Annotated in this window: 24 protein-coding genes and 4 tRNA genes; 22 read left to right on the forward strand and 6 right to left on the reverse strand. The window is 57.1% G+C overall.

The features are described from left to right. The first annotated feature begins 1 nt into the window (after position 1). The 16 genes from wzzE (at position 2) to ABLU80_RS22295 (ending at position 13,793) form a co-directional block, all read left to right on the forward strand. Positions 2-1,048, forward strand: a complete 1,047-nt coding sequence (gene wzzE / locus ABLU80_RS22220; protein ID WP_032715380.1) for an ECA polysaccharide chain length modulation protein — start codon at positions 2-4, stop codon at positions 1,046-1,048. A 55-nt stretch (positions 1,049-1,103) separates the two neighbouring features. Beyond that, entirely contained in the window at positions 1,104-2,234 is a 1,131-nt protein-coding gene (gene wecB, locus ABLU80_RS22225) for a UDP-N-acetylglucosamine 2-epimerase (non-hydrolyzing) (protein WP_015703970.1), read from the forward strand. Next, on the forward strand, positions 2,231-3,493 hold the full coding sequence (wecC, locus tag ABLU80_RS22230; protein ID WP_015703971.1) for a UDP-N-acetyl-D-mannosamine dehydrogenase: 1,263 nt from the start codon (positions 2,231-2,233) through the stop codon (positions 3,491-3,493). Before wecB ends, wecC begins: the two co-directional genes overlap by 4 nt. Further along, the gene (gene rffG / locus ABLU80_RS22235) at positions 3,490-4,557 is read left to right on the forward strand and encodes a dTDP-glucose 4,6-dehydratase (protein ID WP_046883474.1); all 1,068 of its coding nucleotides are present in this window, start codon (positions 3,490-3,492) and stop codon (positions 4,555-4,557) included. Before wecC ends, rffG begins: the two co-directional genes overlap by 4 nt. Before the next feature lie 18 nt (positions 4,558-4,575). Next, positions 4,576-5,457, forward strand: a complete 882-nt coding sequence (rfbA, locus tag ABLU80_RS22240) for a glucose-1-phosphate thymidylyltransferase RfbA (protein WP_015368880.1) — start codon at positions 4,576-4,578, stop codon at positions 5,455-5,457. Then, on the forward strand, positions 5,435-6,109 hold the full coding sequence (rffC, locus tag ABLU80_RS22245) for a dTDP-4-amino-4,6-dideoxy-D-galactose acyltransferase (RefSeq protein WP_047047223.1): 675 nt from the start codon (positions 5,435-5,437) through the stop codon (positions 6,107-6,109). The genes rfbA and rffC overlap by 23 nt, the downstream gene beginning before the upstream one ends. A gap of 4 nt (positions 6,110-6,113) precedes the next feature. After that, complete coding sequence (gene rffA, locus ABLU80_RS22250) at positions 6,114-7,244, forward strand: dTDP-4-amino-4,6-dideoxygalactose transaminase (RefSeq protein ID WP_015368878.1); 1,131 nt, start codon at positions 6,114-6,116, stop codon at positions 7,242-7,244. A 1-nt stretch (position 7,245) separates the two neighbouring features. Beyond that, positions 7,246-8,496, forward strand: a complete 1,251-nt coding sequence (gene wzxE, locus ABLU80_RS22255) for a lipid III flippase WzxE (RefSeq protein ID WP_015703974.1) — start codon at positions 7,246-7,248, stop codon at positions 8,494-8,496. After that, positions 8,493-9,569: a TDP-N-acetylfucosamine:lipid II N-acetylfucosaminyltransferase gene (locus ABLU80_RS22260; RefSeq protein WP_348850482.1), complete on the forward strand. Its 1,077-nt coding sequence runs from the start codon at positions 8,493-8,495 to the stop codon at positions 9,567-9,569. Before wzxE ends, ABLU80_RS22260 begins: the two co-directional genes overlap by 4 nt. Continuing rightward, on the forward strand, positions 9,566-10,912 hold the full coding sequence (gene wzyE, locus ABLU80_RS22265; protein WP_015368875.1) for an ECA oligosaccharide polymerase: 1,347 nt from the start codon (positions 9,566-9,568) through the stop codon (positions 10,910-10,912). The genes ABLU80_RS22260 and wzyE overlap by 4 nt, the downstream gene beginning before the upstream one ends. Positions 10,913-10,923: 11 nt before the next feature. Beyond that, entirely contained in the window at positions 10,924-11,664 is a 741-nt protein-coding gene (gene wecG / locus ABLU80_RS22270; RefSeq protein WP_047057116.1) for a lipopolysaccharide N-acetylmannosaminouronosyltransferase, read from the forward strand. A gap of 205 nt (positions 11,665-11,869) precedes the next feature. Then, positions 11,870-13,255, forward strand: a complete 1,386-nt coding sequence (locus tag ABLU80_RS22275) for an amino acid permease (protein ID WP_045378701.1) — start codon at positions 11,870-11,872, stop codon at positions 13,253-13,255. 102 nt (positions 13,256-13,357) lie between these two features. Then, a tRNA-Arg gene (locus tag ABLU80_RS22280) sits at positions 13,358-13,434 on the forward strand. Between the two features lie 55 nt (positions 13,435-13,489). Further along, positions 13,490-13,565 (forward strand) — tRNA-His (locus tag ABLU80_RS22285). Between the two features lie 22 nt (positions 13,566-13,587). Further along, positions 13,588-13,674: transfer RNA gene (locus ABLU80_RS22290), tRNA-Leu, on the forward strand. 42 nt (positions 13,675-13,716) lie between these two features. Continuing rightward, a tRNA-Pro gene (locus ABLU80_RS22295) sits at positions 13,717-13,793 on the forward strand. A gap of 393 nt (positions 13,794-14,186) precedes the next feature. On the opposite strand, the gene ABLU80_RS22300 is transcribed toward ABLU80_RS22295, so the two are convergent. Genes ABLU80_RS22300 through hemC form a run of 5 tightly spaced genes read right to left on the reverse strand, consistent with a single transcriptional unit; the run spans position 14,187 to position 18,892 of the window. Further along, positions 14,187-14,759: a hypothetical protein gene (locus tag ABLU80_RS22300; RefSeq protein ID WP_042894672.1), complete on the reverse strand. Its 573-nt coding sequence runs from the start codon at positions 14,757-14,759 to the stop codon at positions 14,187-14,189. Positions 14,760-14,819: 60 nt separating this feature from the next. Beyond that, entirely contained in the window at positions 14,820-16,016 is a 1,197-nt protein-coding gene (hemY, locus tag ABLU80_RS22305; RefSeq protein ID WP_047052966.1) for a protoheme IX biogenesis protein HemY, read from the reverse strand. A gap of 3 nt (positions 16,017-16,019) precedes the next feature. After that, positions 16,020-17,192, reverse strand: coding sequence for a uroporphyrinogen-III C-methyltransferase (gene hemX, locus ABLU80_RS22310; RefSeq protein WP_015703977.1), 1,173 nt, complete (start codon positions 17,190-17,192; stop codon positions 16,020-16,022). Positions 17,193-17,213: 21 nt separating this feature from the next. Continuing rightward, complete coding sequence (gene hemD / locus ABLU80_RS22315; protein ID WP_015368870.1) at positions 17,214-17,954, reverse strand: uroporphyrinogen-III synthase; 741 nt, start codon at positions 17,952-17,954, stop codon at positions 17,214-17,216. After that, the gene (gene hemC, locus ABLU80_RS22320) at positions 17,951-18,892 is read right to left on the reverse strand and encodes a hydroxymethylbilane synthase (RefSeq protein WP_032715387.1); all 942 of its coding nucleotides are present in this window, start codon (positions 18,890-18,892) and stop codon (positions 17,951-17,953) included. Before hemC ends, hemD begins: the two co-directional genes overlap by 4 nt. A 350-nt stretch (positions 18,893-19,242) precedes the next feature. Here hemC and cyaA point away from each other — a divergent pair, with 350 nt between their 5' ends. Beyond that, the gene (gene cyaA, locus ABLU80_RS22325) at positions 19,243-21,795 is read left to right on the forward strand and encodes a class I adenylate cyclase (protein ID WP_015368868.1); all 2,553 of its coding nucleotides are present in this window, start codon (positions 19,243-19,245) and stop codon (positions 21,793-21,795) included. A 133-nt stretch (positions 21,796-21,928) separates the two neighbouring features. Here the strand turns inward: cyaA and cyaY are convergent, their stop codons facing one another. Then, complete coding sequence (gene cyaY, locus ABLU80_RS22330; RefSeq protein WP_320944607.1) at positions 21,929-22,249, reverse strand: iron donor protein CyaY; 321 nt, start codon at positions 22,247-22,249, stop codon at positions 21,929-21,931. A 139-nt stretch (positions 22,250-22,388) separates the two neighbouring features. On the opposite strand from cyaY, the gene ABLU80_RS22335 reads away from it, so the two are divergent. From ABLU80_RS22335 to yigB, 5 genes are read left to right on the forward strand one after another with little or no spacing between them, the layout of a single operon-like run. Continuing rightward, on the forward strand, positions 22,389-22,592 hold the full coding sequence (locus ABLU80_RS22335) for a lipoprotein (RefSeq protein ID WP_020077593.1): 204 nt from the start codon (positions 22,389-22,391) through the stop codon (positions 22,590-22,592). Between the two features lie 35 nt (positions 22,593-22,627). Then, positions 22,628-23,452 carry a diaminopimelate epimerase gene (gene dapF / locus ABLU80_RS22340; protein WP_015368865.1) on the forward strand — a complete coding sequence of 275 codons (825 nt, stop codon included), beginning with the start codon at positions 22,628-22,630 and terminating at the stop codon, positions 23,450-23,452. Further along, the gene (locus tag ABLU80_RS22345) at positions 23,449-24,156 is read left to right on the forward strand and encodes a DUF484 domain-containing protein (protein WP_015368864.1); all 708 of its coding nucleotides are present in this window, start codon (positions 23,449-23,451) and stop codon (positions 24,154-24,156) included. Before dapF ends, ABLU80_RS22345 begins: the two co-directional genes overlap by 4 nt. Then, a complete protein-coding gene (xerC, locus tag ABLU80_RS22350) occupies positions 24,153-25,055 on the forward strand; it encodes a tyrosine recombinase XerC (RefSeq protein ID WP_015703983.1) in 903 nt (300 codons plus the stop codon). Before ABLU80_RS22345 ends, xerC begins: the two co-directional genes overlap by 4 nt. Continuing rightward, a complete protein-coding gene (yigB, locus tag ABLU80_RS22355) occupies positions 25,055-25,771 on the forward strand; it encodes a 5-amino-6-(5-phospho-D-ribitylamino)uracil phosphatase YigB (protein WP_015368862.1) in 717 nt (238 codons plus the stop codon). The genes xerC and yigB overlap by 1 nt, the downstream gene beginning before the upstream one ends. Positions 25,772-25,799: the final 28 nt, after the last annotated feature.

Raw genomic sequence — 25,799 nt, forward strand, 5'->3', positions numbered from 1 at the left:
GATGACTCAACCATTACCGGGAGCACAAGCAGTGAACGTTGAGAACGAACTGGATATTCGCGGGCTGTTTCGCGCCTTATGGGCAGGAAAAGGCTGGATAGTCGGCATCGCCGTGCTGTTCGCGCTGATCGTTCTTATTTATTCCTTTTTTGCTCGCCAGGAGTGGAGCGCGACGGCAATTACCGACCGGCCGACCGTCAATATGCTGGGCGGATACTATTCGCAACAGCAGTTCTTACGTAACCTGGATATCAAAGCCGATCTGGCTTCGGTAGACCAACCTTCCGCCATGGATGAGGCATATAAAGAGTTTATTATGCAACAGGCGTCATGGGATACCCGCCGTGACTTCTGGCTGCAGACCGATTACTACAAGCAGCGCCAGTCAGGCAACTCACGCGCGGATGCCGCGATGCTTGACGATCTGATTAACGATATTCAGTTTATCCCCGGCGACCCGCTGAAAAGCGTCAATGACAGCATCAAGCTGACGGCGGAGACCGCGCCAGATGCCAATAATCTGCTGCGTCAGTACGTCGCTTTCGCCAGCCAACGCGCCGCTGGTCATCTTAATGATGAGCTGAAGGGCGCCTGGGCGGCGCGTACGGTACAGATGAAAGCGCAGGTGAAGCGTCAGGAAGAGGTGGCAAGCGAGATCTACAACCGCCGCGTGCAGAGCGTCGAGCAGGCGTTGAAAATCGCCCAGCAACATAACATTTCCCGCAGCGAGACCGATGTTCCGGCGGAACAGCTGCCGGCCTCCGAACTCTTCTTACTTGGCCGGCCGATGCTGCAGGCGCGCCTCGAAAATCTGCAGGCCGTAGGGCCGGAATACGATCTCGACTATGACCAGAACCGCGCCATGCTGAACACGCTAAACGTTGGCCCGACGCTGGATCCACGTTTTCAGACTTACAGATATTTGCGTACGCCGGAAGAACCTGTAAAACGCGATAGCCCGCGGCGTGTATTTCTGATGATCATGTGGGGGATTGTGGGCGCGCTCATCGGCGCAGGCGTGGCGTTAGCACGTCGTCGTGTCCAGTGAATGGGGCCTGTGATGAAGGCTCCGCGCCATCATCACCTAATCGAAGAGAATCGATGTGAAAGTACTAACTGTATTTGGCACGAGACCAGAAGCCATCAAGATGGCGCCGCTGGTCCATGCGCTGGCAAAGGATCCTCATTTTGAGGCAAAGGTTTGCGTAACCGCGCAGCATCGGGAGATGCTCGATCAGGTGTTGAAACTGTTTTCGATTACGCCGGACTACGATCTGAACATTATGCAGCCGGGTCAGGGATTAACCGAGATCACCTGCCGCATTCTACAAGGTTTAAAGCCGGTACTGGAGTCGTTTAAGCCGGACGTGGTGCTGGTACATGGCGATACCACGACGACGATGGCGGCCAGCCTGGCGGCGTTTTATCAGCGCATCCCGGTGGGCCACGTGGAAGCGGGCCTGCGTACCGGCGACCTGAACTCGCCGTGGCCGGAAGAGGGTAACCGCACGCTGACCGGGCGTCTGGCGATGTACCATTTCGCCCCGACCGCCACCTCGCGCGATAACCTGCTGCGGGAAAATATTAACGAAGAACGCATTACCGTCACCGGCAATACGGTGATCGATGCGTTGTTCTGGGTTCGCGATCGTGTCCTTGGCGACGAGGCGCTGCGCAATGAACTGATGCAGCGCTACCCGTTCCTCGAAGAGGATAAGAAATTAATTCTGGTGACCGGCCACCGCCGCGAGAGCTTTGGTCTCGGCTTCGAGCACATTTGCCATGCGCTGGCGGATATCGCCAGCCATCACCCTGATGTACAGATTGTTTATCCGGTTCACCTGAACCCGAACGTCAGCGAGCCGGTTAACCGTATTCTCGGGCATGTCGCTAACGTGAAATTAATTGATCCGCAGGATTACCTGCCGTTCGTCTGGCTGATGAATCGCGCATGGCTGATTCTGACCGATTCCGGCGGGATTCAGGAAGAAGCGCCGTCGCTTGGGAAACCGGTACTGGTGATGCGCGAAATGACGGAGCGCCCGGAGGCGGTCGCCGCAGGCACCGTACGTCTGGTCGGCACCGACAGGCAGCGTATCGTCGATGAAGTCACCCGTCTGCTGCAGGATGATGCCGCCTGGCAGGCAATGAGTCGGGCCCATAACCCTTACGGCGATGGTCAGGCATGCGATCGTATTTTATCCGCTCTTAAAAATAATCAGGTAACGCTATGAGTTTTTCTACCATTTCAGTGATTGGCCTTGGGTATATTGGTCTGCCAACCGCTGCCGCATTTGCTTCCCGGCAACGGCGGGTGGTTGGCGTGGACATCAATCAACACGCCGTTGAGACCATTAACCGTGGTGAGATTCATATCGTCGAGCCGGATTTAGCGAGCGTCGTAAAAACGGCGGTTGAACAGGGATATTTAAGCGCCACCACCGTGCCGGTGGAGTCGGACGCCTACCTGATTGCCGTCCCGACGCCGTTTAAAGGTGGGCATGAGCCAGATATGGCCTTTGTTGAATCCGCCGCTAAATCTATTGCCCCGACCCTGAAGAAAGGAGCGTTGGTGATCCTGGAATCCACTTCGCCGGTCGGTTCGACTGAACAGATGGCCGAGTGGCTGGCGGCGATGCGCCCCGATCTCAGCTTCCCACAGCAGGTGGGCGAGGCGGCCGACGTTAATGTCGCCTACTGTCCGGAGCGCGTGCTGCCGGGGCAGGTGATGGTTGAGCTCATCAAAAACGACCGCGTTATTGGCGGCATGTCGCCGGTCTGCTCGGCGCGTGCCAGTGAGCTGTATAAAATTTTCCTTGAAGGCGAATGCGTAGTGACTAACTCGCGCACTGCGGAAATGTGCAAGCTGACGGAAAACAGCTTCCGCGACGTCAACATCGCCTTTGCTAACGAACTATCGCTGATTTGCGCCGACCAGGGGATCAACGTCTGGGAACTGATCCGCCTGGCGAACCGCCATCCGCGCGTCAATATTCTGCAGCCGGGTCCGGGCGTCGGCGGCCACTGTATCGCCGTCGACCCGTGGTTTATCGTGGCGCAAAACCCGCAACAGGCGCGTCTGATTCGCACCGCGCGCGAGGTTAACGACCACAAGCCGGAATGGGTTATCGAACGGGTGAAAGCACAGGTTGCCGAGTGCCTGAATGCCAGCAATAAACGCGCCAGCGAACTGACTATTGCCTGCTTCGGCCTGGCCTTTAAGCCTAACATTGATGATCTACGTGAAAGCCCGGCGATGGAAATTGCCGCGCAGATCGCCCGCTGGCACAGCGGCGCGACGCAGGTGGTTGAGCCCAACATTCACACGCTGCCGAAGAAGCTTGATGGCCTGTGTACGCTGGCGACCCTTGATAATGCGCTGGCGAGCGCCGATGTGCTGGTGATGCTGGTCGATCACAACGAGTTTAAAGCCGTTAGCGGCGATAGCGTTACCCAGGCCTATATCATCGACACCAAAGGAGTGTGGCGGTGAGAACGATTCTGGTCACCGGCGGTGCGGGCTTTATTGGCTCCGCGGTAGTGCGTGAAATCATCCAGCACACCGCCGATCGCGTCGTGGTCGTGGATAAGCTGACCTATGCCGGCAATTTGATGTCGCTGGCGCCGGTGGCGCAGGATGCGCGTTTTGCCTTTGAACAGGTGGATATCTGTAACCGAGCCGAGCTGGATCGCATCTTCCAACAGCATCAACCCGATACGGTGATGCATCTGGCGGCGGAAAGCCATGTCGATCGTTCTATTGATGGCCCGGCGGCGTTTATTGAGACTAATATCGTCGGTACCTATACGCTGCTGGAAGCCGCGCGCAGCTGGTGGAATACGCTGGCGGCGGAGCAAAAATCGGCGTTTCGCTTTCATCATATCTCGACGGACGAAGTGTATGGCGATCTGCATGGCAGCGATGATTTCTTTACCGAGACCACGCCTTATGCGCCAAGCAGCCCTTATTCGGCCTCGAAAGCCAGTAGCGACCATCTGGTGCGCGCCTGGCAGCGTACCTACGGCCTGCCGACGCTTATCACTAATTGCTCGAATAACTACGGCCCGTATCACTTCCCGGAGAAGCTGATCCCGTTGATTATTCTCAACGCGCTGGCGGGAAAACCGCTACCGGTTTACGGTAACGGCCAACAAATTCGCGACTGGCTGTACGTCGAGGATCACGCCAGAGCGCTGTATCTGGTGGCGACCCGCGGCGAGCCGGGCGAAACTTACAATATCGGCGGTCATAACGAGCGTAAAAACATCGAGGTGGTGGAAACCATTTGCGAACTGCTCGAAGAGCTGGCGCCGCATAAACCGCAGGGCGTGGCGCATTATCGCGATCTGATTACCTTCGTCGCTGACCGGCCAGGCCACGATCTGCGTTATGCGATTGACGCGGCGAAGATTGCACGCGAGCTGGGCTGGACGCCGGATGAGACCTTTACTTCCGGTATGCGCAAAACTGTCCAGTGGTATCTGGCAAATGAGGCATGGTGGCGACAGGTTCAGGACGGTAGCTATCAGGGCGAGCGTCTTGGGCTGCACGGCTAACTGGCCCAGGGGGGCATGATGAAAGGTATTATTCTGGCAGGCGGTTCCGGTACGCGCCTGCATCCCATCACGCGCGGCGTGTCGAAACAGCTATTGCCGATTTACGACAAGCCGATGATTTACTACCCGCTGTCGGTGTTAATGCTGGCCGGGATCCGTGAAATCCTTATCATCACCACGCCGGAAGATCAGCGCGATTTCCAACGCCTGCTCGGCGATGGTTCCGAGTTTGGTATCCAATTGCACTATGCCGTTCAGCCGACGCCGGATGGTTTAGCCCAGGCGTTTATCATCGGGGAAGCGTTTCTCAACGGCGAACCGGCGTGCCTGGTGTTAGGCGATAATATCTTCTTTGGCCAGAGCTTTAGTCCTAAGCTGCGTAGCGTCGCAACCCGCACCGAAGGGGCGACGGTATTTGGCTATCAGGTGATGGATCCTGAGCGCTTCGGCGTGGTGGAGTTTGATGACAACTTCCGCGCCTTGTCGCTGGAGGAAAAGCCGAAACAACCGAAGTCGAACTGGGCGGTCACCGGGCTTTATTTCTACGATGGAAAAGTGGCCGAGTATGCCAAACGGGTCAAACCGTCCGAGCGCGGCGAGCTGGAAATTACCTCCATCAACCAGATGTATCTTGAGGATGGCGCGTTAACCGTCGAGCTGCTTGGGCGCGGCTTTGCGTGGTTGGATACCGGCACGCACGATAGTCTGATTGAAGCCAGCATGTTTGTGCAGACGGTAGAAAAGCGGCAGGGCTTTAAAATCGCCTGTCTGGAAGAAATTGCCTGGCGTAACGGCTGGCTTGACGATGACGGCGTCAAACGCGCCGCGAAGCGGCTGGAAAAAACCGGCTATGGCCAATACTTGCTGGATCTCCTCCGTGCCCGCCCGCGCCAGTATTGAAGCGCTGGAGTGGGAAAACCGCTTCTTCGCCGTTAATAGCGGCATCGTTCGCTTTGACGAGCGCGCGCCGCTGCTCACCGCTGAAACCCTGGCGGGATGGTCGCGAGTGCAGGCGAAAGTCGCCGCCAGCGACACCGCCCGGCTGGATGCGCTACAGGAGATCGGTTTTCAACTGGTGGAAGGCGAGGTCGATCTGGCGTTGCCGGTAGGCGAGCCGGCTGATGCCGGCGCCGAATGGGCCGTTGAAGGCGATATTGCGCGGCTACGCGAACTGGCGGCACAGGCCTTTGCTATGAGTCGTTTTCGCGCTCCCTGGTATGCCGCTGACGCCAGCGGCCGATTCTACGCGCAATGGATTGAAAACGCGGTGCTGGGGACCTTTGACCACCAGTGTCTGCTATTTCGCGCGTCCGATGGCGACATCCGCGCATTTGTTTCTTTGCGTCAGCTCAACGACACCGACGCGCGTATCGGCCTGCTGGCCGGGCGCGGCGCTGGCGCCGAGCTTATGCAGGCGGCGCGTCATTGGGCGGCGCAACGCGGGCTTTCTACACTGCGGGTGGCGACCCAAATGGGCAACACCGCCGCGCTTAAACGTTATATTCTCAGCGGTGCGAATGTGGAAAGCACCGCGTACTGGTTATACAGGTGACACGATGATTCCATTTAACGCACCGCCGGTGGTGGGGACTGAGCTCGATTACATGCAATCGGCGATGAACAGCGGCAAGCTTTGCGGCGACGGCGGTTTTACCCGTCGCTGCCAGCAGTGGTTTGAACAGCGCTTCGGCACCGCCAAAGCGCTGCTGACGCCATCCTGCACCGCGTCGCTGGAGATGGCGGCGCTGCTGCTGGATATTCAGCCTGGCGATGAAGTCATCATGCCCAGCTATACCTTTGTTTCCACCGCCAATGCCTTTGTGCTGCGCGGGGCGAAAATCGTCTTCGTCGATATCCGTCGCGATACGATGAATATTGATGAATCGCTGATAGAAGCCGCAATCACTGACAAAACCCGGGCGATCGTGCCGGTGCATTATGCGGGTGTGGCCTGTGAAATGGACACCATCATGGCGCTCGCCGCCAAATATAACCTGTACGTGGTGGAAGACGCCGCGCAGGGCGTGATGTCCACCTATAAGGGCCGCGCGCTGGGCACCATCGGCCATATTGGCTGCTTTAGCTTCCATGAGACGAAAAATTACACCGCCGGTGGTGAAGGCGGCGCAACGCTTATCAACGATCGTAAACTGGTGGAACGCGCGGAAATCATTCGCGAAAAGGGCACTAACCGTAGCCAGTTCTTCCGTGGTCTGGTGGATAAGTACACCTGGCGTGATATCGGCTCCAGCTATTTGATGTCCGATCTGCAGGCCGCCTATCTTTGGGCGCAGCTGGAAGCCGCGGAGCGGATTAACCAGCAGCGCCTGACGCTGTGGCAAACTTATTATGACGCGCTGCTGCCGCTGGCGCGCGCGGGCCGTATCGATCTGCCGGCGGTGCCGGCGGATTGCGGGCAAAACGCGCATATGTTTTACATTAAGCTGCGGGATAACGATGACCGCGCGGCGCTGATTAACTGGCTGAAAGAGGCAGAAATTCTGGCGGTGTTCCACTATATTCCGCTCCATAGCTGCCCGGCTGGCGAACAGTTCGGCGAGTTCTGCGGCGAAGATCGTTATACCACCCAGGAGAGCGAACGCCTGCTGCGTTTGCCGCTGTTCTACAACCTGTCTGCGGTAAACCAACGGACGGTGATTAATTCACTGTTGAGCTACTTCTCCTGATATGTCGTTGGCAAAAGCATCACTGTGGACCGCGGCGTCCACCTTAGTCAAAATAGGCGCCGGTCTGCTGGTGGTAAAGCTGCTGGCGGTCTCATTTGGCCCGGCGGGCGTAGGCCAGGCCGGTAACTTCCGGCAACTGGTCACCGTTCTGGGCGTCCTGGCGGGCGCCGGGATTTTTAATGGCGTCACTAAGCTGGTTGCCCAACATCACGACGATCCGCTACGCCTGAAGCAGGTAGTTGGAACCTCGTCATCAATGGTGCTCGGGTTTTCCACCCTGCTGGCGCTGGTCTTTTTGCTGGCGGCGGCGCCCATAAGCCAGGCGCTGTTCGGCCATTCGCACTACCAGAATCTGGTACGTCTGGTGGCGCTGGTGCAGATGGGAATTGCGTGGGCCAACTATCTGCTGGCGCTGATGAAAGGTTTTCGCGATGCGGCGGGTAACGCTTTTTCGCTGATTGCCGGGAGTTTGATTGGCGTTGCGGCCTACTACGCCTGTTACTACTTCGGTGGTTATCAGGGGGCGCTGTTAGGGCTGGCCTTAGTTCCCGCGCTGGTGGTGGTTCCGGCCGCCATTATGCTATGGCGGCGCGGCGCGATCCCGCTGAACGCGCTACGTCCGCGTTGGGATAACGGGCTTGCGGGGCAGCTATCGAAATTTACCCTGATGGCGTTGATTACCTCGGTGACGCTGCCGGTGGCCTATGTGATGATGCGTAATCTGCTGGCGGCGCATTACGGCTGGGAGGCGGTCGGCATCTGGCAGGGGGTGAGCAGTATCTCGGATGCCTACCTGCAGTTTATTACCGCTTCCTTTAGCGTGTATCTGCTGCCGACGTTGTCGCGGTTGAGCGCCAAAACGGACATCACGCGTGAAATAGTAAAGTCGTTGAAATTCGTCCTGCCGGCGGTGGCGGCGGCAAGCCTGACGGTCTGGCTGCTGCGCGATTTTGCCATCTGGTTACTGTTTTCCGCTCGCTTCACCGCGATGCGCGACCTGTTCGCCTGGCAGTTGGTGGGCGATGTTTTAAAAGTTGGCGCTTACGTCTACGGCTATCTGGTGATCGCCAAAGCGTCATTGCGTTTTTATATTCTGACGGAAATCAGCCAGTTCACGCTGCTGACCGCATTTTCACACTGGCTTATTCCGGCGCACGGCGCACTTGGCGCGGCGCAGGCGTATATGGCCACTTATATTGTTTATTTCGCCCTTTGTAGTGGCGTGTTTTTACTCTGGCGTAAACGGGCATGACAGCACTGATACACGTACTGGGATCGGATATCCCGCACCACAACCAGACCGTATTGCGGTTCTTTAACGACGAACTGGCCGCCGACGCGCGGGCCAGGACGTTTATGGTCGTGGGTGATGCGACAGGTATGCGCGAGGCGTATCCGGCGCTGGAGATTACCTGCTATCCGGGTAAGAAATCGCTGGCGCAGGCGGTGATTGCCAAAGCGAAAGCCGATCGCCAGCAGCGCTTTTTTTTCCACGGCCAGTTTAATACCGGTCTGTGGCTGGCGTTGTTGAGCGGCGGGATCCGCCCGTCGCAATTTAACTGGCATATCTGGGGCGCGGATCTGTATGAAAACTCAGCCAGCCTGAAATTCCGTCTGTTTTATCCTCTGCGCCGCATGGCGCAAGGGCGGGTAGGACGCGTTTTCGCCACCCGCGGCGATCTCAGCTGGTTTGCTAACCGCCATCCGCGAGTGCCGGGCGAACTGCTGTACTTCCCGACTCGTATGGATCCGTCGCTAAATTCCCTTGCCGATACCGCCCCGCGCGGTGACACCCTGACCATTCTGGTGGGGAACTCCGGCGATCGTAGTAATGAGCATATTGCAGCGCTAAAGGCGATTTATCAGCAGTTTGGCGATACGGTGAATGTCATCGTACCGATGGGTTATCCGGCCAATAATGAAGCCTACATTGATGAAGTTCGTCAGGCGGGAGCGGCGCTGTTTAGTCGCGAGCATCTGCAGATCCTCAGCGAGAAGCTTGAGTTTGATGATTATCTGGCGCTGCTGCGCCGCTGCGACCTGGGCTATTTCCTGTTTGCGCGCCAGCAGGGTATCGGCACGCTGTGCCTGCTGATTCAGGCGGGTATTCCCTGCGTGCTCAATCGCGAAAATCCGTTCTGGCAGGATATGACCGAACAACAGATCCCGGTGCTGTTTACCACCTATACCCTGGATGTCGACGTGGTGCGCGAAGCACAGCGCCAGTTAGCGAACGTTGATAAAACGCAAATCGCCTTCTTCCGCCCGAACTATCTGGCGGGCTGGCAGCGGGCGCTACAGCTGGCAGCGGAGGCGCGGGTATGACGTTAATGCAATTTAGCGGGCTGTTGGTGGTCTGGCTGCTGTCGACGCTGTTTATCGCCACCGCCACCTGGTTTGAGTTCCGCCGCGTGCGCTTTAACTTCAACGTCTTTTTCTCGTTGTTGTTCCTGCTCACCTTTTTCTTCGGCTTCCCGTTAACCAGTATCCTGGTATTCCGCTTTGACGTCAGCGTGGCGCCGCCGGAGATTTTGCTGCAGACGCTGCTGGTTGCGGTGTGCTTCTATGCCATCTACTACGTGACCTACAAAACGCGATTGCGTCCGGCATCGCGCGATGTTCCACGTCGTCCGCTGTTTACCATGAACCGGGTTGAAACCCATCTGGCCTGGGGGATTTTGATGGGGCTGGCGCTGCTGTGCGTCGGTATCTTCTTCGCCCACAACGGTTTCCTGCTATTTAAGCTCAATTCATACAGCCAGATATTCTCCGCGGAAGTGTCCGGCGTGGCGTTGAAGCGCTTCTTCTACTTCTTTATTCCGGCGATGCTGGTGATCTATTTCCTACGTCAGGATTACAAGGCGTGGATTTTCTTCCTGGTGAGCACCGTCGCCTTTGGTCTGCTGACCTACGCGATCGTCGGCGGTACCCGCGCCAACATCATTATCGCTTTCGCTATCTTCCTGTTTATCGGCATTATTCGCGGCTGGATCAGCCTGTGGATGCTGGCGGCAGCGGGCGTGCTGGGTATTGTCGGCATGTTCTGGCTGGCGTTGAAGCGCTATGGGATGAACGTTAGCGGCGATGAAGCGTTTTATACTTTCCTCTATCTCACGCGCGATACCTTCTCGCCGTGGGAGAACCTGGCGCTGCTGCTGCAGAACTACGACAAGATTGAGTTCCAGGGGCTGGCGCCGATGATCCGCGACTTCTACGTCTTTATCCCCAGTTGGATGTGGCACGGTCGCCCGACAATGGTGCTGAATACCGCCAATTACTTCACCTGGGAAGTATTAAACAACCATTCGGGGCTGGCGATATCGCCGACGCTGATTGGTTCGCTGGTGGTGATGGGCGGCGTATGGTTCGTACCGCTGGGCGCCGTCGCGGTAGGGCTCATCATTAAATGGTTCGACTGGCTGTACGAACTGGGCAACCGGGAGAGCAATCGCTACAAAGCGGCTATCCTGCACAGTTTCTGTTTCGGCGCTATCTTCAACATGATAGTGCTGGCGCGCGAAGGGTTGGATTCGTTCGGCTCCCGCGTGGTGTTTTTCCTCGTGATCTTTGGTATCTGCTTGTTAGCGGCGAAACTGCTGTACTGGCTCCTGGACAGCGCAGGATTGATTCATAAGCGGGTGAAGCCGCTTTCGCAACCGCAGGTCTGATAAGGATGAACATGACTGATAACACTTCCGCGCCGCAGTATGCGCTGCGAGGGCTGCAGCTGATTGGCTGGCGCGACATGCAGCATGCGCTCAACTATCTCTTCGCCGACGGCGAGTTGCGTCAGGGTACGCTGGTTGCGATCAACGCCGAAAAGATGCTGGCGGTAGAAGATAACCCGGAAGTGCGTGCGCTGATTGAGGCCGCCGAGTTTAAATATGCCGACGGTATTAGCGTCGTGCGCTCATTACGTAAAAAATATCCGCACGCTGAGGTGTCGCGCGTTGCCGGCGCCGATCTGTGGGAAGCGCTGATGGAGCGGGCTGGCGCTCAGGGAACGCCGGTGTTCCTGATCGGCGGCAAGCCCGAGGTGCTGGCGGAGACGCAAGCGAAGCTGCGTGAGCGCTGGAAGGTCAATATCGTCGGCAGTCAGGACGGCTATTTTTCCGCCGATCAGCGTCAGCAGCTGTTTGAGCGGGTGCGCGACAGCGGGGCGAAAATTGTCACCGTCGCGATGGGATCGCCGCGCCAGGAAATTCTAATGCGCGACTGCCGGCTGGTATATCCCGCCGCGCTGTATATGGGCGTTGGCGGCACTTATGACGTCTTTACCGGCCACGTTCACCGGGCGCCAAAATTCTGGCAGAACCTGGGGCTGGAGTGGTTCTATCGCCTGCTCCTGCAACCGAGCCGTATCAAAAGACAGTTCCGTTTACTGCGCTATTTACGTTGGCATTATTCCGGCAAGCTCTGATATTCCACTGCAACCAGGCGAGATTGCATACATATTCTGTGTAATCTCTTCACTCGCCTGATACTTTATTTGCCATTTCCGTAAAATTAATTAACCATTCGCATGCTTCAAACGCGTGGGGGAGACCTGCGCGTCGGCAAGGCTATGGTTTCAATTAATAACAATAACCGGGAGTACCCGGAGTACAGCAAACACAAGAGGCTTTATGACTGAGAAAAAAGCGGAACTCCAGCGTGGACTGGAGGCCCGGCATATTGAGCTAATCGCGCTAGGCGGGACGATTGGCGTAGGGTTATTCATGGGCGCGGCAAGTACGCTGAAGTGGGCCGGTCCATCCGTCCTGCTGGCGTATATTATCGCCGGTTTATTTGTCTTCTTTATCATGCGTTCGATGGGCGAAATGTTGTTCCTCGAACCGGTAACCGGCTCATTCGCCGTTTACGCGCACCGTTATATGAGCCCGTTCTTCGGCTATCTCACGGCCTGGTCATACTGGTTTATGTGGATGGCGGTGGGAATATCAGAGATCACCGCCATCGGGGTATACGTGCAGTTCTGGTTCCCGGAGATGGCGCAGTGGATCCCGGCGCTAATTGCCGTTGGGTTGGTAGCACTAGCGAATCTGGCGGCAGTGCGTCTGTACGGCGAGATCGAGTTCTGGTTTGCGATGATTAAAGTCACCACCATTATCGTGATGATTGTCATTGGCCTGGGCGTCATCTTCTTTGGCTTCGGTAACGGCGGGCAGTCGATCGGTTTTGGCAACCTGACCGAGCACGGCGGCTTCTTCGCCGGCGGCTGGAAAGGCTTCCTGACGGCGCTGTGTATTGTCGTCGCCTCTTATCAGGGCGTTGAACTTATCGGTATCACCGCCGGGGAAGCGAAAAACCCGCAGGTCACGTTGCGTAGCGCGGTGGGTAAGGTGCTGTGGCGTATCCTGATTTTTTACGTGGGCGCGATTTTCGTTATCGTGACTATCTTCCCGTGGAACCAGATTGGATCGACCGGTAGCCCGTTCGTCCTGACCTTCGCCAAAATCGGCATTACCGCGGCGGCGGGGATTATCAACTTCGTGGTGCTGACCGCAGCGCTGTCGGGCTGTAACAGCGGGATGTATAGCTGTGGGCGTATGCTGTACGCGCTGGCGCGCAACCGTCAGCTACCGGCAGCAATGGCCAAAGTGTCGCGTCAGGGCGTGCCGGTGGCGGGCGTCGCGCTATCGATCGTGATTCTGCTAATCGGTTCGTGCCTGAACTACATTATTCCTAACCCGCAGCGCGTGTTTGTCTATGTCTATAGCGCCAGCGTGTTGCCGGGGATGGTGCCGTGGTTTGTGATCCTGATTAGCCAGCTGCGTTTTCGCCGCGAGCATCAGCAGGCGATGGCCAGCCATCCGTTCCGTTCATTGTTGTTCCCGTGGGCAAACTATTTGACGATGGCTTTCCTCGTTTGTGTGCTGATCGGCATGGGAATTAACGATGAAACCCGGATGTCGCTCTTTGTCGGAATGATTTTCCTCGCCGTGGTGACCCTTATTTATAAGGTTTTCGGCCTCGGCAAGCGGGGAAATCTCGATAAAACGGCGGAATAAGCGCCAAAGCGCACAAACTGTGAGCAAATAGAAATTTTATTTAAAAAGGCACTAGACAGGGGTGGGGGAAGTCCGTATTATCCACCCCCGCAACGGCGCTAAGCGCCCGTAGCTCAGCTGGATAGAGCGCTGCCCTCCGGAGGCAGAGGTCTCAGGTTCGAATCCTGTCGGGCGCACCATTTACCCGGTGCTGGAGCTGCGGTGGTTTTAATACCGCGTAAAAGAATTGTTGTGGTGGCTATAGCTCAGTTGGTAGAGCCCTGGATTGTGATTCCAGTTGTCGTGGGTTCGAATCCCATTAGCCACCCCATTATTTGATAGAGTTGTGAATTGCGAAGGTGGCGGAATTGGTAGACGCGCTAGCTTCAGGTGTTAGTGTTCTTACGGACGTGGGGGTTCAAGTCCCCCCCCTCGCACCACGACTTTAAAGAATTGAACTAAAAATTCAAAAAGCAGTATTTCGGCGAGTAGCGCAGCTTGGTAGCGCAACTGGTTTGGGACCAGTGGGTCGGAGGTTCGAATCCTCTCTCGCCGACCAATTTTGAACCCCGCTTCGGCGGGGTTTTTTGTTTTCCGATTTTTTCCACGCGTCTTTTATCCCGCTGATCTTCCTCGTAAAAAATCGTTTCTAGCTCTGCGAATTATTGTCCGGAATTGTCCCAAATGATTGCTGCGATAGATGCAATCTCCCAGGATCCTGTGCGATAATAACCGGGTAGATGCTCATTCCATCTCTTATGTTCGCCTTCGTGCCTCATAAACTCGGGAATGATGCAGAGCCGTACTTACGGTGCTTATCGTCCACTGATAGATGTCGCATTTTATGTCTCATCAAACACCATGGACATAACGTTGAGTGAAGCACCCAATTTGTTGTCAAACAGACCTGTTTTAACGCCTGCCCTGATTTCAGCGCAGGCGTTTTTTTCTTTCAGGGGTGGATAACGATCCGCTGTTGGCGAGCGGGCGTCATCGGTTGGGCGTTGAGGGCTCGCACCATATCGCCCACCGTCAGCACCGGCAGCCAGGGATTATCCTCGAGCCCGCTGAGATCCCGGCCGCAGCGCTGGGCGGCCTCTTGTAATAATTCATACAGGTCATCATCATCGCCAACCAACTCCAAATCCTCATCCAGCCGATCCCCGGCGGCAAAAGCCAGCGCAGGTGCTGATGGCATTGACTGGTTAAGCTGGTTATCCAGCGTTAACCACACGGCGCGGATCACCCAGCTATCGACAAGAGAAATATCGAAGGCACGCGCGAATTGGCAAATAGTCTGGCCGGCGCGCTGTTCGGCTAGTTTTGCCCTCCGCATTCGCCAGCGGCGATTGCTGACGATCGTAACAATGAGCAGCACCAGCAGAACCCACCATGCGCCAGAGCCCAGTGCGGCGATAACCCCGCCGATAAGCGCGCCAACGATGCTGATCGCCAGCAGTAGTCGGGGTAGCGATAAACGCGGTTTGGCAGCAAGAGGAAAGAGAAAACGAGAGGGTACGCGCATCAGAACTCCTGTTCTGAAGAGTAGCTATCGCCCCATACGAGGCGATAGCGTTATCGTGAATTACTGCTGAGGGTTATTGTGTAGCGTCAACAGCAGGCCGTCACGACGCATGGTCGCCGCTTCTTCCGGCTGGTGCAAGCGGTCCAGCGCATCGGCAAGCCACGCGTAATCAAAGGCATCCGGGCGCTGCTTAAGCGCGGCGCGGAAGGCGATACTGGCCTCCTGCCATTCACCGTGACGCATCAGCGACTGGCCCAGGGTGCTCCACAGCAGCGGACGGTCGCCGACGGCTTTGATCTGCTGGCGCAGCACTTTCTCCAGTTGCTCCGGATTATTGGTCTTCAGCCGTGGGATCGGCATGACCAGGCGGTCGTCATACTGTTTCTTCAGACCATCGATAATAATCTGCTGTGCGGTATCGTGGTCGTCGCTTTCGATCAGGCGTTCGGCCATTGCCACCTGCAGCGGTATCAGCGAGCGCGTTTTACGGCTCTGGTTGCGCCACCATTCGCGTAGCCCTTCGCTACCGCCGTCGGCCAGCGCTTTATCCATAAGGCCAATCCACGCCAGCTGTTCCAACGCGGCGCGGTGCTCTTCATCCGCCACGTTGGCTTTCGCCATGGACGGAATGATGTCCAGCAGCGAATTCCACGCGCCGGTGCGGGTATAGGCCTGCTCGGCGAGACGTAGTACCTCCGGATGACGCGGGGTCACTTCCAGCAGCTTATCGATGCCGTGACGGGCGGCGTGGTTTTCATTCCGCGCCAACTGTAGGCGCACGCGGGTGATTTCGACCGGGATCAGATCGTCGCCAGCCAGTTCGGCGGCACGCTCAAGATGCTGATTGGCGCGAGCTTCATCGCCGCGCTGTTGGGCAGCTTCCGCCGCTAACAGATAGTTCACGACCGGTTGTTCGGCGTGATCGGCATTTTTCGCCATCAGCTTTTCAACCTGTTGGTAATCGCCTTCCGCCAGTTTCAGCAGCGCTTGCTCGGTTTGCTTACGCGCGCGGCGGCGCTTACGCCCGACGAACCAGCCGCGCGTGTGCGCGCCGGTACGGAAAATGCGGCGCAGAAGCCACTCGATAGCAAACAGCACGACCATTGCGAGGATCAGGATGATCACAAGACCCGTCACGCTGGTTTCGATATTGTAGTTATCGGTCTGGATCAGAACATAGCCCTGATGGCCCGCGATCATCGGCCCAACGACGATCCCGGCGATCAGCAGTGCGAAAAGCAGGAGAATTTTCAGCATCGGTTATTCTCCTTGCGGCGCAGGGGCTGGCGCGGTCGCTGCTGGCGCTGGTGTCGGAGCGGCTGCCGCAGGCTGGGCCATTAAATTACGCACCCGGGTTTGCATCAGCTTTTCCAGCAGGCTCTGGCTCTGCAGCGTTTCCGGTACGCTCATGGTGATACTCTGCTGACTGAGCTTATCCACTTCTTCAAGGAAAGCCTTGGTGGTGGCATCTTCAGTATCGTAATAAGCGCGTACCCAGGTGGAGACGTTTTCCAGCGCCTGCTTATAGGTTTCTTCCTGATGACGCGGCACCGCCTGCGCGGCGACCAGCAGGCGAGAACGGATATTTTCGCGCAGATAGACATCCTGATTCGGCGCTAACAGCGGCACCGCCGTTTCGTCGCGGCGGCGTATGGTAATGAAGCTATCCATAAAGTTCTGCCAGCTTTTCTGCAGGTTAACCCGCCATTCGCCGATGGAGCTGGAGAGCTCGTCGCTGTCGGCATCCATCGGGGAATCATCGTCGTTATTATCGGCCAGACGCAGATTGTCGATTTGATTCGCCAACTGGTTAACTTTGAGGATGATGCCGTCATAATCGACCTGGCTTACCGCCGACAGCGAAGCGATGTCATCGGTGATGGCGCGGCGCGCGCCGATAAGGCTTGGGTCGTTCATGTCGGCGAGGCTGGCATCGGCGCTTTTCAGCAGCGCGGCGGCGGTCGTCACATCCTGATCGCTCCACAGTTTACGTCCCGCCAGCTTGACCAAGAAATCAGCCTGCGCCAGCAGCCAGGTTTTGGCGTCGCTGCCGGAAATCACGGCAACTTTTTGCTGTAGCTCATCAAGCTGTTTCGTCAGGGTTTCCTGTTCACGTTTGGCTTCGCTCAACTGGTCGGCCTGCTGTTTGATGACGCTTTCCAGCTCGCTCTTTTGGCTGTCCTGCGCTTTTTGCAGCGCCGCGAGCTGGCTTGCTAATTCAGAGCTGGTTTCGTTTTGCCGCGTAACCTGCTGCTTATTCAAGCCATACAGGCCAATACCGGCGGCGAGGGCGATAGCGATAGCAATCGCGCTGAGCGCCAGGCTGGTTTTGTTGCCGGCCTTTTTCTTCTCGTTGTTTTCTGGCTGTGGCGTGGTTTCCACGGCCTCCCTGGTCTCTTCAACCACGGCGGATTGATTTTGTTGTTCCGTCATTATGGCTTCCAATGTTGAGAGTTATTGTAATGCGCGTAGCAGCGCATCGTTGTCGGCGTTATCGGCAACCTGAATATCCTGCCAGCCCAATTCCCGGGCCTGAAGGGCCAGACGTTCGCTGACAACGATAAGGCTACAGTGCAGCAGCCACTGTTCGCGATACCACTGGGGTATTAACGACCACAGCTGCTGCAGCATCTCGCCGCTGGTGACCACCAGCGTTGTGACTCCACGAGATTGCCAGCGCATAGCCTCTTCCGCACCATCATAGTACTTCGCACAACGTTGATAACATTCACAAAATGTTACTTCGGCGCCGCGATCTCGCAGCGTGTCGCCGAGTAATTCCCGCCCGCCGTTGCCGCGCAGAATCAGGGCTTTCTTGCCCGCAATGTTTTGTAATTCAGGTAATTGTAGCAAGACTTCGCTGATTTCCCGATCTAACGGGTAACGGATATTTTTACCACTGACCGTATGCAGGGCCAGCGCGGTGGTGCGGCCTATCGAGAAATAGGCGGGGTCGGAGGGCCAGCGTTGGCTCTCCTGCAGCAGACGGGCATGGGCGAATTCCACCGCATGCTGCGACAGCGCAAACAACAAATCGTCCGCGCCTAATGCCGCCAGTTGACGCGGGAGCGCTGCCAGTTCTCGCCCCGGCGTGAATTCAATCAGCGGAAAGCTCCAGGCCACGCGTCCCAGCGCGCGCAGGCGGCTGACTAACTCTTCACCTTGCGGTAGCGGACGGGTGACCAGGATGCTCATCGTGGGGCTTCTCCATCATAGACCGCCGCGAGGATGTCGCGGGCGCCGTTATCCAGTAGCTCTTCCGCCAGCGAGACGCCGAGCGCCTCTGCCTCTTCAGGCCGCCCGCGGCGTTCACCGCGCACGACCCGCGAACCATCCGGCGCGCCCACCAGCGCTCGTAGCCACAGCTCACCATCGCGCAGTTCGGCATAGCTGCCAATCGGCACCTGACAACCGCCTTCGAGACGGGTGTTCATCGCCCGCTCGGCACGTACGCGCACGGCGGTTTCCGTATGGTTAAGCGGCGCTAGCAGCGCTTTGGTCCATTCATCGTCAAGGCGGCATTCGATACCCACCGCGCCCTGGCCGACGGCCGGCAGAGATTGCTCAGGCGAGAGCGGTTGGCGAATGCGCGCTTCCAGTTTCAGGCGCTTCAGCCCGGCGGCGGCAAGGATTATAGCGTCATACTCGCCGTTATCGAGTTTGCCTAATCGCGTGCCAACGTTGCCGCGTAGCGAGCGGATCACCAGATCGGGGCGCTCTGCCGCCAACTGGCACTGGCGACGTAAACTTGACGTGCCAACGATGCTGCCAGCCGGCAGCGCGTCAATTGAGGCATAGTGATTGGAAACAAATGCGTCGCGCGGATCTTCACGTTCGCAGATGGTGACCAATCCCAGGCCTTCAGGGAATTCGACCGGGACATCTTTCATCGAATGGACGGCGATATCGGCGCGCCCCTCAATCATGGCGAGCTCTAACTCTTTCACAAATAAGCCCTTGCCGCCCACTTTCGCCAGCGGGGTATCAAGGAGCACGTCGCCGCGGGTGACCATTGGCACCAGCTCAACGGAAAGCCCCGGATGACAGGACTCCAGACGCTCTTTCACATAATGTGCCTGCCATAGCGCAAGCGGGCTTTGCCGTGTGGCAATTCTCAAAACTTTGTCTAACATGCTTGTTACCGTCATTGTCGACCATGAGCCATCCTAACATTGTTGCTTTAGGGATGTTAGTTTCGCGGTTAATGTGGGATGCTGGCATGATGACCTTTAGCGTTTCATGCGCGTGCGGTTGCCGCAAGCGTAGTGGGGAATTTACACCCGGCAAACGGTGCTACACTTGTATGTAGCGCATCTTTCTTTACGGTCAATCAGCAAGGTGTTAAATTGATCACGTTTTAAACCATTTGTCAGCCAGCAGTTCATCACAACCACACCGATGACGAATGGTGACGGTTCTTGTTGAAATACTGAAATCCTCCGTACTATTGTACGTCGGATTTTTGAACATCAGGCGATATGTCTTGTACCTCTATATTGAGACACTGAAACAGAGACTGGATGCCATCAACCAACTGCGCGTGGATCGCGCGCTTGCTGCCATGGGACCCGCTTTCCAGCAGGTTTACAGTCTTCTGCCGACATTACTACATTATCATCACCCGCTGATGCCGGGTTACCTTGACGGTAACGTTCCCCGCGGCATTTGCCTCTACACGCCTGATGAAACCCAACGCCACTATCTTGACGAACTCGAACTGCATCGCGGCCTGCTAACGCAGGAGCCGCCGAAGGGCGAACTGCCGATTACCGGCGTCTATTCGATGGGCAGTACCTCTTCCGTCGGGCAAAGCTGCTCTTCCGATCTGGATATCTGGGTATGCCATCAGGCCTGGCTGGATAACGAAGAACGCCAACTGCTGCAGCGTAAATGCAGCCTGCTTGAAAGCTGGGCGGCGTCGCTCGGCGTCGAGGTCAGTTTCTTCCTGATCGACGAAAACCGCTTCCGCCACAACGAAAGCGGCAGCCTCGGTGGCGAAGACTGTGGTTCGACCCAGCATATTTTGTTGCTCGATGAATTTTACCGCACCGCCGTGCGTCTCGCCGGGAAACGTATTCTGTGGAATATGGTGCCGGGCGATGAAGAAGACCATTACGATGATTACGTGATGGGGCTGTATGCCCAGGGCGTGCTGACGCCAAACGAATGGCTCGATCTCGGTGGCCTCAGTTCGCTGTCGGCGGAAGAGTACTTCGGCGCCAGCCTGTGGCAGCTGTATAAGAGCATCGACTCCCCGTATAAAGCGGTGCTGAAAACGCTGCTGCTGGAAGCCTACTCGTGGGAATACCCCAACAACCGCCTGTTGGCGAAAGATATTAAACAGCGCCTGCACGATGGCGAGATTGTCTCATTCGGTCTCGACCCCTACTGCATGATGCTGGAGCGCGTAACCGCCTATCTGCAGGCTATCGAAGACGACACCCGTCTCGATCTGGTACGCCGCTGCTTCTATCTGAAAGTCTGTGAAAAACTCAGCCGCGAGCGCGCCTGTGTGGGCTGGCGTCGTGAAGTGGTCAGCCAACTGGTGAAAGAGTGGGGCTGGGATGAAAAGCGTCTGATGATGCTCGATAACCGCGCTAACTGGAAAATCGATGAAGTGCGCAAAGCGCACAACGAACTGCTCGACGCGATGATGCAGAGCTATCGTAATCTGATCCGCTTCGCGCGTCGCAATAACCTCAGCGTCTCCGCCAGCCCGCAGGATATCGGCGTGCTGACGCGTAAGCTGTATGCGGCCTTTGAAGCCTTGCCGGGCAAGGTTACCCTGGTAAACCCGCAAATTTCACCGGACCTGTCGGAACCGAATCTGACCTTTATCCACGTGCCGCCGGGCCGCGCCAACCGTACCGGTTGGTATCTGTATAACCGCGCGCCGGATATGGAATCGATCATCAGCCATCAGCCGCTGGAATATAACCGTTATCTTAATAAGCTGGTGGCCTGGGCCTGGTTTAACGGCCTGCTGACCTCACGCACCCGTCTGTTTATTAAGGGCAACGGTATCGTCGATTTGCCGAAGCTGCAGGAGATGGTGGCCGACGTGTCGCACCACTTCCCGCTGCGCCTGCCGGCACCGACGCCAAAAGCGCTGTATAGCCCGTGTGAAATTCGCCACCTGGCGATTATTGTTAACCTCGAATATGACCCGACGGCGGCTTTCCGCAATCAGGTGGTGCATTTCGACTTCCGTAAGCTCGACGTTTTCAGCTTCGGCGAAGAGCAAAAATGCCTGATTGGCAGCGTCGACCTGCTGTATCGCAACTCGTGGAACGAAGTGCGTACGCTGCACTTTAACGGCGAGCAGGCGATGATCGAAGCGCTGAAAACTATCCTTGGCAAAATGCATCAGGACGCCGCGCCGCCGGATAGCGTGGAGGTGTTCTGCTACAGCCAGCATCTGCGCGGCCTTATTCGCACCCGCGTGCAGCAGATGGTCTCCGAGTGCATCGAACTGCGTCTCTCCAGTACCCGTCAGGATACCGGGCGCTTCAAAGCGCTGCGCGTCTCCGGCCAGACCTGGGGCCTGTTCTTTGAACGCCTGAACGTTTCGGTGCAGAAGCTGGAAAACGCCATTGAGTTCTACGGCGCTATCTCGCACAACAAACTCCACGGCCTGTCGGTACAGGTAGAAACCAATCACGTTAAGCTGCCGGCGGTGGTGGATGGTTTCGCCAGCGAAGGGATAATTCAATTCTTCTTTGAAGATGCGGATAACAATGATAGCGGCTTTAACATCTACATTCTCGATGAAAGCAACCGCGCAGAGGTCTATCACCACTGCGAAGGCAGCAAAGAAGAGCTTGTCCGCGACGTCAGCCGCTTCTACTCGTCATCGCACGATCGCTTCACCTACGGCTCCAGCTTCATTAACTTCAACTTGCCGCAGTTCTATCAGATAGTCGAAGTTGACGGACGCACGCAGGTGATCCCGTTCCGCAGTCAGGCGATTGCCGCCGCGGTGCCGCCGGGCCAGGAAGCGGTCGCCTCACCGGTGCTGCAGCAGCGCTACTCGTAGATTTGCCCCGGATAAGGCGCGAGCCGCTATCCGGAGATATTCCCTGCTGGCGCTGCGCTTAGCAGGGCTACGGTTGTATGTCGTCGGGTAGCCCGGATAAGGCGCGATGCGCCGCCATCCGGGAAACACCTCATTAACAGAAGCTCACCGTCTCGCCGGCTTGATTGCTTGCCGCCTGCTCCAGCAGATCCCAGAAGCGTTCGCCGCTGCGATCGCAGATCCACTCATCGCCTTGCAGATCGAAGTGATAGCCGCCTTGCTTGGTCGCCAGCCAGACCTGATGCAGTGGCTCCTGACGGTTAATAATGATTTTACTGCCATTTTCGAAGCTGATGGTCAGCACGCCGCCGTTGATTTCGCAGTCGATATCGCTGTCGCCGTCCCAGTCGTCCAGACGTTCTTCGATGGTCATCCACAGGCTATCGGCCAGGCGATGGAATTCACTGTCGTTCATGGTTCTATCCTGCTTTTTTGAAGATGGCCGCAGTATAGCGCGAAACAAAAGCGCGTGCAGTCAGATGCTAAACGCTTGCTTTTACGTCTTCTCCTGCGATGATAGAAAGCAGTAACGAATGAATCATGGGCAACTATCAATGAAAAACGTTTTACCCACGCTTGCCGTTCTGTTTGCAATCTTCAGCCTGACCGGCTGCGGTTTGAAAGGGCCGCTGTATTTCCCGCCGGCGGACAAAACCGCGCCGCCGCCGACCAAGCCGGTTAACCCAGGCATTCAGAGCGCGACGCCGGATCGGAACGATCGCGGCGATAATGGCGGTCCGACCCAGGTTAACTATTAACGATAACGTTCTGTTCCGCGCAATTGGAGTAGATAATGCAGTTCTCTAAAATGCATGGCCTCGGCAACGACTTCATGGTTGTTGATGCGGTAACGCAGAATGTTTTCTTCTCACCGGAGCTGATTCGTCGCCTTGCGGATCGGCATCTTGGCGTCGGCTTCGACCAGCTGCTGGTTGTCGAGCCGCCGTACGATCCCGATCTGGACTTCCACTACCGTATCTTCAATGCTGACGGTAGCGAAGTCTCGCAGTGCGGCAACGGCGCGCGCTGCTTCGCCCGCTTTGTCCGTTTAAAAGGCCTGACCAATAAACGTGATATCCGTGTGAGCACCGCCAATGGGCGTATGGTATTAAGCGTAACGGAAGATGATCTGGTGCGCGTTAACATGGGCGAGCCGAATTTCGAGCCGTCTCAGGTCCCATTCCGCGCCAACAAAGCGGAAAAGACCTATATTATGCGCGCGGCTGAACAGACAGTATTGTGCGGCGTCGTCTCAATGGGCAACCCGCACTGCGTGATTCAGGTCGATAACGTGGACACCGCCGCGGTTGAAACCCTCGGTCCGGTGATGGAAAGCCACGAACGTTTTCCGGAACGCGCCAATATCGGCTTTATGCAGGTAGTGGAACGCTCTCATATTCGTCTGCGCGTCTATGAACGCGGCGCAGGTGAAACGCAGGCCTGCGGCAGCGGCGCCTGTGCGGCGGTGGCGGTCGGTATCCAACAGGGATTACTCGGCGAAGAGGTACGCGTGGAATTGCCAGGCGGGCGTCTCGACATCGCCTGGAAAGGTCCGGGTCAACCGTTGTATATGACTGGCCCGGCGGCACACGTCTACGACGGATTTATTCATCTATGAAACAGATCGGGGAAGAACAGCAGGAACTCGCCACAGCGCTCGACGACAGCGCGGTAGTAGATTATCTGCTGCAAAATCCTGAGTTCTTTATTCGTAATGCAGCGCAGGTAGAGCATATCCGCGTCCCGCATCCGGTGCGCGGCACCATCTCGCTGGTCGAGTGGCATATGCTGCGGGCGCGTAACCATATCAACGTGCTGGAAGAAAATATGACGCTGCTGATGGAACAGGCGACGGCCAATCAAAGCCTGTTTCAGCGCCTGTTCCATCTCCAGACGCGCCTGGCGTCCGCCGATAGCCTGGATGAAATGCTCAACCGCTTTCATCGTTGGGCGCGCGAGCTGGGTCTGGCGGGCGCGACGGTGCGCCTGTTTCCGGACAGCTGGCATCTCGGCGCGCCGTCTAAATTCACCCATCTGGCGTTGAGCCGGCAGGCGTTCGAACCCATTCGTATCCAACGGTTGGGCCAGGCACGTCACTATCTTGGTCCGCTGAACGGGCCAGAGCTGTTGGTGGTGCTGCCGGATGCGAAAGCTATCGGCTCGGTGGCGATGTCGCTACTGGGCGATGACGACGCGCCGGGGGTGATGTTCTTCAGCAGCCGCGATCCACAACATTATCAGCAAGGTCAGGGGACGCAGCTACTGCAGGAGATTGCGCGCATGCTGCCCGGCCTGCTGGAGCGCTGGATTGAACGCGCATGACCGACTCCCCGCTATTCGCCTGCGTCGACCGCTTCCTGCGCTATCTCGGCGTAGAGCGCCAGCTTAGCCCGATTACGCTCACGAATTACCAGCGTCAGCTGGAAGCGCTGATCGCGCTGGCGGATGATGCTGGCTTAAAAAGCTGGCAGCAGTGTGACGCCGCTCAGGTACGTAGCTTTGCCGTGCGCAGCCGCCGCGCGGGCTTAGGCCCGGCGAGCCTGGCGCTGCGGCTTTCCGCCTTGCGCAGTTTCTTCGACTGGATGGTCAGCCAGGGCGAGTTAGCGGCTAACCCGGCGAAGGGGATTGCGGCGCCAAAAATTCCCCGCCACTTACCGAAAAATATCGACGTTGATGATGTGAATCGGCTTCTGGATATCGACCTTAACGACCCGCTCGCGGTGCGCGACCGGGCGATGCTGGAAGTGATGTACGGCGCGGGGCTGCGTCTTTCTGAGTTAGTTAACCTTGATATTCAGCACCTTGATCTTGAGTCAGGGGAAGTGTGGGTGATGGGTAAAGGCAGCAAAGAGCGCCGTCTGCCAATTGGACGCAACGCGGTGGCGTGGATCGAACATTGGCTGGATTTGCGCGGCCTGTTCGGCGGTGATGACGACGCGCTGTTTTTGTCGAAGCTGGGTAAGCGAATTTCAGCGCGCAACGTGCAGAAGCGGTTTGCCGAATGGGGGATCAAGCAGGGGCTCAATAGCCACGTGCATCCGCATAAGCTGCGGCACTCCTTCGCGACGCATATGCTGGAGTCGAGCGGCGATCTGCGCGGCGTGCAGGAGCTGCTGGGGCATGCCAATCTCTCCACCACCCAAATCTATACCCATCTCGATTTTCAACACCTTGCCTCGGTGTACGATGCCGCGCATCCGCGCGCTAAACGGGGGAAATAATGCGTTTTTACCGACCTCTGGGCCCGATCTCCGCGCTGACGTTCGACCTGGATGACACCCTTTATGATAACCGCCCGGTGATTGACCGGACGATGCAGGAATCGCTGACGTTTGTGCGCAATTACCATCCGGCGCTGAGCCAGTTTGATGCCCATGCGCTTAATCAACTGCGACAAACGCTATTGTCCTCAGAACCTGAGATTTATCACGATGTCACCGTCTGGCGCCACCGCGCGCTGGAGTTAGGGATGCGTAATGCCGGGCTCTCCGCCGCCGAGGCGAAAGCCGGCGCCGATGCGGCGATGGAAAACTTCGCCCACTGGCGCAGTCGCGTCGACGTGCCGCAGGAGACGCACGATACGCTGGCGAAGCTGGCGCAGAAATGGCCGCTGGTGGCTATCACCAACGGTAACGCTCAGCCAGAACTGTTCGGGCTGAATGACTATTTCCGTTTCGTGCTGCGCGCGGGCCCGGATGGTCGCTCCAAGCCGTTTGCCGATATGTACCATCTGGCGGCGGAGCGCCTGGATTTACCCCTCGGGCAGATTCTGCACGTCGGCGATGATCTGACCACCGACGTGGCTGGCGCTATTCGCTGTGGAATGCAGGCCTGCTGGATCAAGCCGCAGGACGCGTCGTTGATGAAAACCGCCGATAGCCGCCTGCTGCCGCATATTGAAATTTCACGGTTGGCATCTCTGACCTCGCTGATATAATCACCAGTAACTCTGTATATATTAACAG

This window comes from Klebsiella sp. CN_Kp104 (genome assembly GCF_040064515.1).
Taxonomy (GTDB): Bacteria; Pseudomonadota; Gammaproteobacteria; order Enterobacterales; family Enterobacteriaceae; genus Klebsiella; species Klebsiella aerogenes.

Coding starts and splice junctions, on each gene's coding strand:
- wecG (WP_047057116.1), top strand. CDS start 10,924: ATGACTGATAACACTTCCGCGCCGCAGTATGCGCTGCGAGGGCTGCAG.
- ABLU80_RS22300 (WP_042894672.1), bottom strand. CDS start 14,759: ATGCGCGTACCCTCTCGTTTTCTCTTTCCTCTTGCTGCCAAACCGCGT.
- ABLU80_RS22345 (WP_015368864.1), top strand. CDS start 23,449: ATGAAACAGATCGGGGAAGAACAGCAGGAACTCGCCACAGCGCTCGAC.
- hemX (WP_015703977.1), bottom strand. CDS start 17,192: ATGACGGAACAACAAAATCAATCCGCCGTGGTTGAAGAGACCAGGGAG.
- ABLU80_RS22260 (WP_348850482.1), top strand. CDS start 8,493: ATGACAGCACTGATACACGTACTGGGATCGGATATCCCGCACCACAAC.
- wzyE (WP_015368875.1), top strand. CDS start 9,566: ATGACGTTAATGCAATTTAGCGGGCTGTTGGTGGTCTGGCTGCTGTCG.
- hemD (WP_015368870.1), bottom strand. CDS start 17,954: ATGAGCATCCTGGTCACCCGTCCGCTACCGCAAGGTGAAGAGTTAGTC.
- ABLU80_RS22275 (WP_045378701.1), top strand. CDS start 11,870: ATGACTGAGAAAAAAGCGGAACTCCAGCGTGGACTGGAGGCCCGGCAT.
- yigB (WP_015368862.1), top strand. CDS start 25,055: ATGCGTTTTTACCGACCTCTGGGCCCGATCTCCGCGCTGACGTTCGAC.
- wecC (WP_015703971.1), top strand. CDS start 2,231: ATGAGTTTTTCTACCATTTCAGTGATTGGCCTTGGGTATATTGGTCTG.
- hemY (WP_047052966.1), bottom strand. CDS start 16,016: ATGCTGAAAATTCTCCTGCTTTTCGCACTGCTGATCGCCGGGATCGTC.
- dapF (WP_015368865.1), top strand. CDS start 22,628: ATGCAGTTCTCTAAAATGCATGGCCTCGGCAACGACTTCATGGTTGTT.
- cyaY (WP_320944607.1), bottom strand. CDS start 22,249: ATGAACGACAGTGAATTCCATCGCCTGGCCGATAGCCTGTGGATGACC.
- wzzE (WP_032715380.1), top strand. CDS start 2: ATGACTCAACCATTACCGGGAGCACAAGCAGTGAACGTTGAGAACGAA.
- rfbA (WP_015368880.1), top strand. CDS start 4,576: ATGAAAGGTATTATTCTGGCAGGCGGTTCCGGTACGCGCCTGCATCCC.
- rffA (WP_015368878.1), top strand. CDS start 6,114: ATGATTCCATTTAACGCACCGCCGGTGGTGGGGACTGAGCTCGATTAC.
- ABLU80_RS22335 (WP_020077593.1), top strand. CDS start 22,389: ATGAAAAACGTTTTACCCACGCTTGCCGTTCTGTTTGCAATCTTCAGC.
- xerC (WP_015703983.1), top strand. CDS start 24,153: ATGACCGACTCCCCGCTATTCGCCTGCGTCGACCGCTTCCTGCGCTAT.
- wzxE (WP_015703974.1), top strand. CDS start 7,246: ATGTCGTTGGCAAAAGCATCACTGTGGACCGCGGCGTCCACCTTAGTC.
- hemC (WP_032715387.1), bottom strand. CDS start 18,892: ATGTTAGACAAAGTTTTGAGAATTGCCACACGGCAAAGCCCGCTTGCG.